The organism is Micromonospora sp. NPDC047753 (assembly GCF_040642735.1).
Taxonomy (GTDB): Bacteria; Actinomycetota; Actinomycetes; order Mycobacteriales; family Micromonosporaceae; genus Micromonospora.
Window position 1 is genome coordinate 1 of the sequence record NZ_JBEYSL010000197.1, and the last position, 11,319, is coordinate 11,319.

The following is an 11,319-nucleotide window of genomic DNA, read 5'->3' on the forward strand; positions in this document are numbered from 1 at the left end:
CAACTCGAATTCCTTCAGCGGCAGCTGCACGGCCCCGCCGTCGACTGTCACCACGTGCCGTTCGATGTCCATCCGCACCGGGCCGGCGGCGAGCGTCGGCGCACCCGCCTCGGCCACCTCCGGGCTCTGCCGGCGCAGCACCGCCCGGATCCGGGCGACAAGTTCCCGCGGCGAGTACGGCTTCGTGACGTAGTCGTCGGCGCCGATCTCCAGCCCGACCACCTTGTCGATCTCGCTGTCCCGAGCGGTGACCATGATGATCGGCACGGCGGAGCGCTGCCGCAGTTGCCGGCAGACCTCGGTCCCCGACATCTCGGGCAACATCAGGTCGAGCAGCACGATGTCGGCGCCGGTCCGGTCGAACTCGGTGAGGGCGTCGGTGCCGGTCGCGGCGACCGAAACCTCAAAGCCCTCCTTACGGAGCATGTACGACAAGGCGTCGGAGAACGACTCCTCGTCCTCGACCACGAGAACGCGGCTCAACGGGGATTTCCTTTCCATCTGCTGTCAGACCTGCCGTAGACCAGTCGGACCGGACTCGATCCCAACCGGCGGCAGTGTCGCCAGGAGGTCATCCGGTGGACTGGCGGGCAGCCGGAGGGTGAACGTCGATCCACCACCAAGAGTGCTCGACACCTCGACCCGTCCGCCATGGTTGCTCGCAATGTGTTTCACGATCGCCAGGCCGAGCCCCGTGCCGCCGGTGGCACGCGAGCGGGCCTGGTCGGCCCGGTAGAACCGCTCGAAGATCCGGTCCACGTCGGTGGGGGCGATACCGATGCCCTGGTCGGCGACGGCGACCTCGACGTGCTCGTCGTCGCCCCGCAGGGTCACCCGCACCGTGGTGTCCTCGCCCGAGTAGTTGATGGCGTTCTCCACCAGGTTCGCCACCGCAGTGGCGAGTTGGCTGTCGCTGCCGTACGCGGTCAGGCCACGTTGCCCGTCCACGGTCACCGCGACACCCCGGGCGGAGGCCGTGGTGCGGGTCCGGTCGACCACCTCGGCGATCACCCAGTCCAGCGCGACCGGTTCCGGTGGCGGCTGCGGCTCAGCCCCCTGCAACCGGGTCAGTTCCAGCAACTCCTGTACCAGCCGACCCAGCCGGGTCGACTCGTGCTGGATCCGTTCGGCGAACCGACGGGCGGCCACCAGGTCCTCGGAGAGGTCGGGCGCCGCGGCGTCGGCCGGCTCGGTCGCGTCCAGCAACGCCTCGGCGAGCAGTTGCAGAGCACCGATCGGGGTCTTCAGTTCGTGGCTCACGTTCGCCACGAAGTCGCGTCGTACCCGGGTCAGCCGGTGCGACTCGGTCACGTCGACCGCCTCGACCGCGATGAACCCGTTGCCGAGACCCATTGCCCGCAGGTGCACGCCGAGCGGGTTCTCCCCCGCGCTGTCGCGACCTCGGGGCAGGTCCAGCTCGATCTCGCGTCGCACGCCGGTGCGTCGCACCTGCCCGGCGAGGGTACGGATCAGCGGGTGCGCGGCGATGGAGCCGGGTGTGCTGCCGGTACGCAGCAGCCCCATCGCGCGGGCGGCCGGGTTGATCAGAACGGGGACATCGTCGTTGTCCAGAACCACGACACCGGCCCGGAGGGAGTCGATCGTCCGACGACCGAGCCCGGCCTGCTGCTCGTCGACTATCGCGGGCCTCCCCCTGTTCCAGCGGAAGCTGACGCTCCCCGTCGACGTGGAGCGACCGTCCCGCCTCGGCAGGAACCGGGGCAGCAGCAAGCCGGCGGCCATCCCGGCCACCAACGCCACGGCCACCACGACCGCCACCGCCCACTCCACCCGGCGATCGTAGGGTCATTGTTAACCTGGCTACCACACAGAACGGGACGAACTACCCTCACTTACGGAAGTGTTCACCCCCACGTCTGGCGTCGTTCACCGTGGTTCATCCGGGATCCGTCCACGCGCCCTACCGTTGGCGTCGCACCTGCTCAACCCCCTGCGCCGGCACCCGTCGGCGGCGACCGACCACAGGACGTGATGATGCGCGACGAGTTCCGGGCCGACCTCCAGATCGTCAGCCAACTGCTGGTGGACATGGCGGAGGGCGTCCGCGCCGCCATGCGCCAGGCCACCCGGGCCCTGCTCACCGCCGACCGGCAGGCCGCCGAGACGGTCATCGAGCGGGACGCCGAGATCGACGACCTCTACCGGCACGTCGAGGAGCGGGTCTGTGACCTGCTCGCCCGACAGGCGCCGGTCGCCTCCGACCTCCGGGCGATGATCACCGCGCTGCACGTGGCCGCTGATCTGGAGCGGATGGGCGACCTCGCCGAGCACGTGGCGAAGACCGCACTGCGCCGGCACCCCTCTCCCGCCGTCCCGGCCGAGTTGCGAACGGTTTTCACCGAGATGTCCGAGATCGCCGACCGGATGGCCGTCAAGATCGGTTCGGTGCTGGCGAAGCCCGACGCCGACCTCGCCGGCGAGCTGGACCGCGACGACGACGCCATGGACGAGCTGCACAAGAACCTGTTCGCCGTGCTGCTCGGCGACGACTGGCCGTACGGGGTGGAGACGGCGATCGACGCCACCCTGCTGGGCCGCTTCTACGAGCGTTTCGCCGACCACGCGGTGAACGCCGGCGAGCACGTGATCTACCTGATCACCGGGGAGAGCGCCCCCAGCGGCAACTGACCGGCAGGCAGAGGGCCCCTCACCATCGCTGTCCGCGATGACGAGGGGCCCCCTTTTTGGGTGGCTCAGCTTCTGGTGGCTCAGCGCCCCTGGTTGGCCACCGCCGCGGCGGCTGCCTTCGCGGCGGTCGGGTCGAGGTAGGTGCCGCCCAGGGTGAGCGGACGCAGCTGCGGGTCGAGGTCGTAGCGCAGCGGGATGCCCGTCGGGATGTTCAGCTTGGCGATCGCCTCGTCGGAGATCTGGTCGAGGTGCTTGACCAGGGCGCGCAGCGAGTTGCCGTGCGCGGCCACCAGCACCGTCCGGCCGGCCAGGATGTCCGGCACGATCGAGTCGTACCAGTAGGGCAGCATCCGGTCGACCACGTCCTTGAGGCACTCGGTGCGCGGCATCAGCTCGGTCGGCAGCAGCGCGTAGCGCGGGTCACCCACCTGCGACCACTCGTCGTTGTCGTCGATGGGCGGCGGTGGCGTGTCGTACGACCGGCGCCAGAGCATGAACTGCTCCTCGCCGTACTCGTCGAGGGTCTGCTTCTTGTCCTTGCCCTGCAGGGCGCCGTAGTGCCGCTCGTTGAGCCGCCACGACCGGCGCACGGCGATCCAGTGCCGGTCGGCGGCGTTGAGCGCCAGCTCGGCGGTGCGAATCGCCCGGCGCATCAGGCTGGTGTGCACGACGTCCGGCAGCAGGCTGTGCTCGCGCAGCAGCTCGCCGCCGCGCCGCGCCTCGCCCTCGCCCTTCGCGGTCAGGTCGACGTCCACCCAGCCGGTGAAGAGGTTCTTGGCATTCCAGTCGCTCTCACCGTGTCGCAGCAGGACCAGCGTCCCGACGGTGGGCCCTTCGCTCGCAGTCATGCGGATCATCCTGCCTCAACCGCCCGGCGGACACGCGGGCAGCCGTCGTGACGACCACCACGTGAAAAAGCTGATGACCAGCGAATCCGGCCGCCACTAGGGTTGTAAGGCACGCCAGTCAGATCGGTCATTACTTGCAAGCGGGGCGCCATATGCGGACGATGCGGAGTTGGTTCCGGGAAACCACCGGCGGCCTACCGACCACTTTCTGGTACCTGTGGTCGGGCACCCTGATCAACCGACTCGGCTCGTTCGTCCTCGTCTTCCTCGCCATCTACCTGACCCAGGAACGTGGCTTCTCGGCCTCGCAGGCCGGCCTGGTGATCGGCCTCTGGGGTGTCGGCGGGGCGTTCGGCACCACCGCCGGCGGCACCCTCGCCGACCGGTGGGGCCGCCGGCCGACGCTGCTCACCGCCCACGTGGGCGCGGCGGCCATGATGCTCGGGCTCGGGCTGGCCCGGGATCTCTGGGCGGTGGCGCTGGGCGCGCTGCTGCTCGGCATGTTCGCCGAGGCGGCCCGGCCCGCGTTCGGGGCGATGATGATCGACGTGGTGCCGGCGAAGGATCGGCTGCGTGCCTTCTCGCTCAACTACTGGGCGATCAACCTCGGTTTCGCCTGCGCCGCCGTCCTCGCCGGCCTCGCCGCCCAGGCCGACTACCTGCTGCTGTTCGTGGTCGACGCCGCCACCATGCTGATCACCGCGTTGATCATCTTCAGCAAGGTGCCGGAGACCCGACAGGCCGGCCCCGCCACCGCCGTCACGGCCGCGGCGGCTCCGCGCGGCGCCCTGCGCACCATCCTCACCGACCGGGTCTACCTCGGCTTCGTGGCACTCAACCTGTTCGCCGCGCTGGTGTTCCTCCAGCACATCTCGATGCTGCCGATCGCGATGGGCGACGACGGACTGAGCCCCGCCACCTACGGCTCGGTGATCGCGCTCAACGGCATCCTCATCGTGGTCGGCCAGCTCTTCGTGCCCCGACTGATCCGGGGTAGGAGCCGCTCACACGTGCTCGCGCTGGCGTCAGTGGTGATGGGGGTGGGGTTCGGACTGACCGCGTTCGCCGGCACCCCCTGGTTCTACGGGCTGACAGTGCTGATCTGGACGGTCGGCGAGATGCTGAACTCGCCCTCCAACTCCACGCTGATCGCCGAGTTGTCCCCGGCCGAACTGCGCGGGCGCTACCAGGGTGTGTTCTCCCTCTCGTGGCAGATCGCCGGGGCCAGCGCGCCGATCCTCGGTGGCCTGGTGCGCGAGCACGCCGGAAACGACACCCTCTGGTACGGCTGCGCCGCGCTCGGCCTGCTGACCGCGGTGGCCCACCTGGTGTCCGGGCCGGCCCGGGAACGGCGTGCGGCAGCGCTACGCCACTCCGGCGAGGCACTGGCACCGACGACCGTCTCCCGCGCGGCACAGCCCGCCGAGGCGTGACGAGTGGCGCGGCGGTGCCGGATTTCCTACTGTGCAGGGGAAATAGTTAACAACCTGAACTGTCGGGAGGTCGGGTGCACGCCCTGCGGCGCTGGTGGCACGACACCGCAGGCGGACTACCCGCCACCTTCTGGTACCTCTGGGCCGGCCTGCTGATCAACCGGGCCGGCGCGTTCGCCATGCTCTTCCTCTCGCTCTACCTCACCGACGTACGCGGCGCGAGCGAGGCGCTGGCCGGCACCGTGGTCGGCGCGTACGGGGCCGGCGGGGCGGCCGGCGTGCTGCTCGGCGGGGTGCTCGCCGACCGGTGGGGCCGCCGGGCGACCCTGCTCGCCGCGCACCTGGCCACTGTCGGCCTGATGGTGGCGCTGGCCTTCACCCGGCCCCTGCTGCTGATCGCCGTGCTCTCCGCGCTGATCGGCGTGGTCCACTCGATGCCCAGCCCGGCGTTCGTGGCGGCGATCGTCGACGTGGTGCCCGCCGAACGCCGCTCGCGCGCGTTCAACCTCCAGTTCTGGGCGTTCAACCTGGGCATGGCGGTCGCCTCGCTGCTCGCCGGGGTGCTGGCCGAGGCGAGCTTCACCGCGCTCTTCCTGGTCGACGCGGGCGCCACACTGACCGCCGCCGCCGTGATCGCCTGGAAGGTGCCCGAAACCCTGCGGCTGGCCCGGCCAGCGGCCGGCCCCACGCCCACCACCAGCGCGGCACCGAAACCCGTCCGGGCCCGTCGGCCTGGACTGCACACCGCGCTCACCGACCGCACCTTCCTGGTCTTCGTCGGGCTCACCTTCGTGCTGGCCGTACTCACCATGCAGACGTCGACCATCATGCCGCTGGCCATGCGCGCGGACGGCCTGGGCCCATCGGCGTACGGGCTGGTGGTGGCGCTCGGCGGCGCGCTGATCGTGGTCGGGCAGTTGTTCGTGCCCCGGCTGATCGACAGGCACCGCAAGGATGTGGTGCTGGCCGCCTCCACGGCGCTGCTCGCGCTCGGTTTCGGGGCGCTCGCCATCGCCGACGAACTGGCCATCTACCTGGGTGCCGCAGTGGTCTGGACGGTCGGCTCTATGCTCGCCGCCCCGCCCAACGCGCAGATCAACGCGGACCTGGCGCCACCGCAGCTACGAGCCCGCTACCAGTCGGTCTTCTACCTGACGTTCCCCGCCGCGGCGTTCGTCGCGCCCACCCTCGGCGGGGTGAGCCTCCAGCACCTCGGCGACCGGCACTGGCTGATCGTGGGCGGGCTGGGTCTGCTGGCCGCGCTCGGACACCTGCTCGCCGGACCACCCCGGGAGCGGCACGTCGCCGGGCTGCGCCGGGCTGTCGACCCAAAGCCGACAACCGACGCGGACCGCGTACCGATCGGATGACCGACGCAAAGCGCCCACCACGTCCCTGAGGTCGTGGTGGGCGCTCGAAGGCGGGGCCGGCGGCGGCGGGCAACACTCACCCCCGTAAGCATCGCCCGCTCACGCCGCCGGTCCAAACAGGTGGGAACCGTCCCCCAACGGTTGTTCCACCCGTCCCCTCGCGCCTCGTCTGGTGCGCGGATCTGATCGATCCGCCGCTCCCCCGAACGTTTCCAAACGTGGCGCGGTGCAATAAAGCTAGTTCGCCCGGATTCTGGATTCAACCCAGAACGGCTGTCTCGCCGGTCACAACTGGCGAGTATCCGCTGCTCCAGCCTCGTCCGTTGGCAACAGCCGGGTACCCATCGGCCATTCCCGCAAACACCTCAACCGTCTTCCCGATCGGGTGACTCGGTCCGGAAGAAGCTGCTCTGACGGCCGTTCCGCAACTGTTCCTGATAAATCAGGTTCAGCCGCCGCAGGTCAAACGTGTAGAACCACTCCTCCCAGGTGATCTCGCGAATCCGGCTACTTTCCCGGTATCCGGGAATGTTGAAGGTCAACACACCCGCACGGCCATCCCGCTCGGTGCCGGCGATGGTCGCCGGCTTGGCCCCACGTTCCCGGGCCCACCGCTGGATCACCTCGTGGTTCGCCGTGATCAAACTCCGTCCCGGCCGCTCTGGCCGGTCCGTGATCGACGAGATCACCTGCGAACTGCGGACCGACCGCCCCGTACCCCGTCCGGTCCGGATCCCGCCGGCCGCCGTCCCGCCGCCGGCCGACGGCGTCAACGTGCGCTTGGCCGCCGCGCTCTTGGCGGGTGCGGTGCGCTTCGCTGTCGTACGCTTCGCCGCCGCGCTCTTGGCCGGTGCGGTGCGCTTCGCTGCCGCGCTCTTGGCCGGCGTCGCGCGCTTCGCTGCCGGCCGCGCCGGTGCCTTCTTCGCCGGCGCCTTGCGCGCGGGCGCCGTACGCGCCGTCGCTGTCTTGCGGGCCGCCGTGCTCTTCCGCGCCGCGGCGGCCTTCCGGGCGGCCGTGGTCGTGCTCGCAGCCGTGGTCCTGCTCGCAGCGGTGGTCCTGCTCGCAGCGGTGGTCCTGCTCGGCGCCGTGGTCTTGCGGGCGGCCGTCGACGTCGCCGCTGTGGTCCTCTTAGCGGCGGTCGCCTTCTTCGCAGGTGCCCTCTTCGCCGCCGCCGTCGACTTCCGCCCGGCCGTCGCCTTCGTAGCGGCGGCCCGCTTCGCGGGCGCGCTCTTGTTCGCCGGCGCGGCCTTCGCGCGGCTCGACGCCGGCCTGGCCGCCGACTTCCTGGTGGCGGCGGCACGACCCGCCGACGCCCTGGTGCCGGCAGCCCGGCCCGACGGGCCCGTGCTGCTCCGACCCGCTCCGGCCCGCATCGAACGCACCAACTGTTTCACCAGCTCCGGCTTGCGCAGAGCGGAGATCCCGGATACCCCGCGTTTGCGCAGCTGGCCACGGATGTCATCCACCCGCATCCGGGAAATCTCCGACTCGGAGACTCCGGGCGTACCCGGCGTCTGATTGCCGGCCTGTCGCTTCGTCCTGGTCGCAGTCGCGCCGCGACCTGAGCTGTTCCGCTGAGCCATGGGACGCTCCGCTCCTTGGCACTCCGTCATCGGCGCGCGGGGGTCCCTTGCCGCACCGCGCGGAGCGGCATACCCGTCAGGAGCACTCCGAACCACCGCCAACTCGCCGTAGCGCCCTTGCCCGCGCCGATCTTGCGTTTTCGGTCGCGGAAAAGCGAGGAATGCCCCCTACGCCGGGACAGTAAGTGCAAGATCGCGGCTGGACCCCCTCGATCATGGAGTTGTGGTGCGCGTTTTGGTGTGATGCGAGGACTTTGTCACCCACCACAGCTCCATGATCGGCTGGGCGGGGCGGGGCGCGGTGCGGCGGGGCGGGGCGGGGTGCGCGGGGCGGGGCGGGGTGCGGTGCGGTGCGGTGCGGTGCGGTGCGGTTCGGCGGGGGTGGGGTCAGGTTGGGTCGGGGGCGGGGGCGGCGTTGGAGGGCTCGAAGAGGTGGGCGAAGGCGGCCAGGTTGGCTGTCGACTCGCCCCGCTTCACCCGCCACTCGTACTCACGCCGGATCGAACTGCCGAAGCCGATCTCCAGCATCGTGTCGAACGACTCGTCGGCGTACGTGAGCACCGCGCCGAACAGTCGGTCCAACTCGTCGGCGTCCACGCCGGCCGGGTTGACCCGACCGGTCAGGTACACGTCACCGACCGCGTCGGTGGAGAAGGAGACGCCGTACATCCGGGCGTTGCGCTGCAACAGCCAGGCCCACAGCTCCTCACGGCGCTCGTCCGGCTGGCGCATCACGAACGCCTCGATCCGCAGCGCGTGCTCGCCGACGATCAGGTTGCAGATCGTCTTGAGTTTGTGGGTGCCCGGCAGCGTCACCGCGTACGAACCGGGGCCGGTCGACTCCCAGGCCAGGTCCCGCTCGGCGCAGACCGATTCGATCAGGGTCGCAAGATCGCTCTTCGGGCTCACCGGACCCACTCTACGACCGACTCGGCTCACGCACCGGGTGACAATCGGGCCCCGGGGGTCACCAGGAGCAGGAGAGCGCCGGGTCACCCGCCAGGTCGGCCGCCAGCCGGGCTCGGTGCCCGGCGATGGCCTCCCCGTAGACCCCGAGCAGCCCGGCGACCGTGCGTTCCCAGGAGAAGTGCCGGGCATGCTGCTCGGCACCTCGGGCCAGCACCGACCGCAGCGCCCGGTTCGGCAGCAGGCTACCCATCGCACGGGCCCAGTCGACCGGGTCGTGACCATCGATCAGTACGCCACTGACCTGGTCCCGCACGGCGGTGACCAGTCCTCCGACGGCGGCGGCCAGCACCGGCGTACCGCAGGCCTGCGCCTCCAGGGCGACCAGCCCGAACGACTCGTTGTGCGACGGCACCGCGACCAGGTCCGCCGCCCGGTACAGGGCCGGAAGGTCGTCCCCGGTGAGCGGCGGCAGGAACCGCACCCCGTCGCTGACGCCGAGCTTGGCGGCCAACTCGATCAGGGCGGTCGGCCGATCCAGCCCACTGCCGCTGGGTCCGCCGCAGATCACCACCGTCACCTGATCGGCCAGCGCCGGATCGCGCTCCCGCAGCGCGGCGATCGCGCGGATCAGCACGTCGGGGGCCTTGAGCGGCTGGATCCGACCGACGAAGGCAACCACGTACCCGTCGACTGGAAGCCCCAGCCGGCGACGGCCCTGGCGGGCGGCCGCGGACCTGTCACCCGGTGCGGGCCGGAACCGGGCCAGGTCGACACCCGGCTGCACGACGGACACCCGGGTCGGGTCGGCGTCGTACCGGTCGAGCAGGTCGCTGGCCTCGACCCGGGTGTTGGCGACCAGCCGGTCCGCCTCGGCGACGACCTGTTCCTCGCCGATGACCCGGGCCTTGGGCTCCGGCCGGTCCCCGGCGGCGAGCTGGGCGTTCTTGACCTTCGCGAGGGTGTGCGCGGTGTGCACCAGCGGCACCCCCCAGCGCTCCTTGGCCAGCCAGCCGACCTGGCCGGAGAGCCAGTAGTGGGAGTGGATCAGGTCGTAGTGGCCGGGCGGACGGGACGCCTCGGCGCGCAGCACCCCGGCGGTGAAGGCGCAGAGCTGGCCGGGCAGCTCCTCCTTGGTGAGGCCCTCCAGGGGGCCGGAGGTGATGTGTCGAACCTGCACGCCGGGCGCCATCTCGACCACCGGGGGGAGGTCACCGGAGGTGGCCCGGGTGAAGATCTCCACCTCCACGTTGGCCTCGGCGAGACGCCGGGCGACTTCGAGGATGTAGACGTTCATCCCCCCTGCATCACCCGTGCCGGGCTGATGCAGGGGGGAGGTGTGTACCGACAGGGTCGCGATGCGGCGAGGCCGGGGCCACGGTTGGGCACCTCGCTGACGCCCGACACCGGTGTGCATTTCCGCCACATCCGCTCCTTCTTCACGGTTGATGCCGTCTCGCACGACCGGCGCTTCTCGGTCAACCTGTACGCCGGACGTCATCTTCCCCATCGGGCTCCGGAAATTCCCCGGCGCGGCCCCTCGGCGTGACGGACCTCATCACCGAACACGCGCCCATGACTGCCGCACGCCCGGTCGGGGCGGGTCGTACGCCCGCTGTGACAATGTCGGGATGACCTCAGTCGCCATCGTCACCGGAGCGTCCAGCGGGATCGGCGCGGCCACCGCCCGCCGGCTCGCCGCCGAGGGCTTCCACGTGCTCGCCGCCGCCCGCCGCGCCGAACGGCTCACCGAGCTGGTCGCCGACATCACCGCCGCCGGCGGACAGGCCACCGCCGTGACCTGCGACGTCACCTCGGACGAGTCGGTGGCCCGGCTGGCCGAAGCCGCCGCCCAGGCACCCGGGCCGGTCACCCTGCTGGTCAACAACGCCGGCGGAGCACGCGGGCTGGACCCGGTGGAGTCCGGCTCGGTCGCCGACTGGCAGTGGATGTACGACGTGAACGTCCTCGGCACCCTGCGGGTCACCCAGGCGCTGCTGCCGGCGCTGGAAGCCTCCGGCTCCGGCACCATCGTGGTGGTCTCCTCCACCGCCGGCCTGACCGTGTACGAGGGCGGGGGCGGCTACACCGCCGCGAAGCACGCGCAGACCGCCATCGCCGGCACGCTCCGCCTGGAGCTGTGCGGCCGGCCGCTACGGGTCATCGAGGTCGACCCGGGCATGGTGAAGACCGACGAGTTCGGGCTGGTCCGCTTCGAGGGCGACGCGGAACGGGCCGCAGCCGTCTACGCCGGGGTGCCGGGGCCGCTGGTCGCCGAGGACGTCGCCGACTGCATCGCCTGGTGCGCCACGCGTCCCGAACACGTCAACATCGACCGGCTGGTGGTCCGGCCTCGGGCCCAGGCCGCCCAGCACAAGGTGCACCGGATCTAACAATGCTGCGTGAGGGGTGAGCCCGGTTCGCGAGCGGTGAGCCGGGTGTGCGCGCCCCGCAGTCGCGAATGGACCGCGCTGATCAATCTCGGTCGGACGGCGGAGTTCACCCGGGCCATCGAAGAGGCGTCGGCGGC

12 protein-coding genes are annotated in these 11,319 nt (G+C 71.0%); 6 read left to right on the forward strand and 6 right to left on the reverse strand.

What is annotated here, in order from left to right; genetic code table 11:
• Together ABZ749_RS17960 and ABZ749_RS17965 are read right to left on the reverse strand one after the other, a co-directional pair.
• On the reverse strand, positions 1 to 483 hold a 483-nt coding region (locus ABZ749_RS17960; RefSeq protein ID WP_357229047.1), incomplete at its 3' end, for a response regulator transcription factor.
• 24 nt (positions 484 to 507) lie between these two features.
• Positions 508 to 1,791 carry an ATP-binding protein gene (locus ABZ749_RS17965; RefSeq protein ID WP_357229050.1) on the reverse strand — a complete coding sequence of 428 codons (1,284 nt, stop codon included), beginning with the start codon at positions 1,789 to 1,791 and terminating at the stop codon, positions 508 to 510.
• Between the two features lie 204 nt (positions 1,792 to 1,995).
• Between ABZ749_RS17965 and phoU the strand changes: the two genes are divergently transcribed.
• Positions 1,996 to 2,649 (forward strand): phosphate signaling complex protein PhoU, encoded by a 654-nt coding sequence (gene phoU / locus ABZ749_RS17970; protein ID WP_238666950.1) that lies wholly within the window; start codon positions 1,996 to 1,998, stop codon positions 2,647 to 2,649.
• A gap of 80 nt (positions 2,650 to 2,729) precedes the next feature.
• Here the strand turns inward: phoU and ABZ749_RS17975 are convergent, their stop codons facing one another.
• Complete coding sequence (locus tag ABZ749_RS17975) at positions 2,730 to 3,497, reverse strand: phosphoglyceromutase (RefSeq protein ID WP_357229052.1); 768 nt, start codon at positions 3,495 to 3,497, stop codon at positions 2,730 to 2,732.
• 152 nt (positions 3,498 to 3,649) lie between these two features.
• On the opposite strand from ABZ749_RS17975, the gene ABZ749_RS17980 reads away from it, so the two are divergent.
• A complete protein-coding gene (locus ABZ749_RS17980; RefSeq protein ID WP_357229055.1) occupies positions 3,650 to 4,930 on the forward strand; it encodes an MFS transporter in 1,281 nt (426 codons plus the stop codon).
• A gap of 74 nt (positions 4,931 to 5,004) precedes the next feature.
• Positions 5,005 to 6,300, forward strand: a complete 1,296-nt coding sequence (locus ABZ749_RS17985) for an MFS transporter (protein WP_357229058.1) — start codon at positions 5,005 to 5,007, stop codon at positions 6,298 to 6,300.
• 365 nt (positions 6,301 to 6,665) lie between these two features.
• On the opposite strand, the gene ABZ749_RS17990 is transcribed toward ABZ749_RS17985, so the two are convergent.
• Positions 6,666 to 6,989 (reverse strand): hypothetical protein, encoded by a 324-nt coding sequence (locus ABZ749_RS17990; RefSeq protein ID WP_357229061.1) that lies wholly within the window; start codon positions 6,987 to 6,989, stop codon positions 6,666 to 6,668.
• Here ABZ749_RS17990 and ABZ749_RS17995 point away from each other — a divergent pair.
• Complete coding sequence (locus ABZ749_RS17995) at positions 6,973 to 7,818, forward strand: hypothetical protein (RefSeq protein WP_357229063.1); 846 nt, start codon at positions 6,973 to 6,975, stop codon at positions 7,816 to 7,818. The two genes, ABZ749_RS17990 and ABZ749_RS17995, sit on opposite strands and share 17 nt — an antisense overlap.
• A 452-nt stretch (positions 7,819 to 8,270) precedes the next feature.
• Here the strand turns inward: ABZ749_RS17995 and ABZ749_RS18000 are convergent, their stop codons facing one another.
• Positions 8,271 to 8,792 (reverse strand): YbjN domain-containing protein, encoded by a 522-nt coding sequence (locus ABZ749_RS18000; RefSeq protein WP_357229066.1) that lies wholly within the window; start codon positions 8,790 to 8,792, stop codon positions 8,271 to 8,273.
• 58 nt (positions 8,793 to 8,850) lie between these two features.
• Complete coding sequence (gene mshA, locus ABZ749_RS18005; RefSeq protein WP_357229069.1) at positions 8,851 to 10,215, reverse strand: D-inositol-3-phosphate glycosyltransferase; 1,365 nt, start codon at positions 10,213 to 10,215, stop codon at positions 8,851 to 8,853.
• Here mshA and ABZ749_RS18010 point away from each other — a divergent pair.
• Together ABZ749_RS18010 and ABZ749_RS18015 are read left to right on the forward strand one after the other, a co-directional pair.
• The gene (locus tag ABZ749_RS18010; RefSeq protein WP_357229075.1) at positions 10,171 to 10,338 is read left to right on the forward strand and encodes a hypothetical protein; all 168 of its coding nucleotides are present in this window, start codon (positions 10,171 to 10,173) and stop codon (positions 10,336 to 10,338) included. The genes mshA and ABZ749_RS18010 overlap by 45 nt on opposite strands.
• 82 nt (positions 10,339 to 10,420) lie before the next feature.
• Positions 10,421 to 11,182, forward strand: coding sequence for an SDR family oxidoreductase (locus ABZ749_RS18015; protein WP_357229072.1), 762 nt, complete (start codon positions 10,421 to 10,423; stop codon positions 11,180 to 11,182).
• Positions 11,183 to 11,319: the final 137 nt, after the last annotated feature.

Bases quoted from the DNA above. Each gene is read 5' to 3' on its own strand.
- phoU (WP_238666950.1), top strand. From the start codon at position 1,996: ATGCGCGACGAGTTCCGGGCCGACCTCCAGATCGTCAGCCAACTGCTG.
- ABZ749_RS18015 (WP_357229072.1), top strand. From the start codon at position 10,421: ATGACCTCAGTCGCCATCGTCACCGGAGCGTCCAGCGGGATCGGCGCG.
- ABZ749_RS17980 (WP_357229055.1), top strand. From the start codon at position 3,650: ATGCGGACGATGCGGAGTTGGTTCCGGGAAACCACCGGCGGCCTACCG.
- ABZ749_RS17975 (WP_357229052.1), bottom strand. From the start codon at position 3,497: ATGACTGCGAGCGAAGGGCCCACCGTCGGGACGCTGGTCCTGCTGCGA.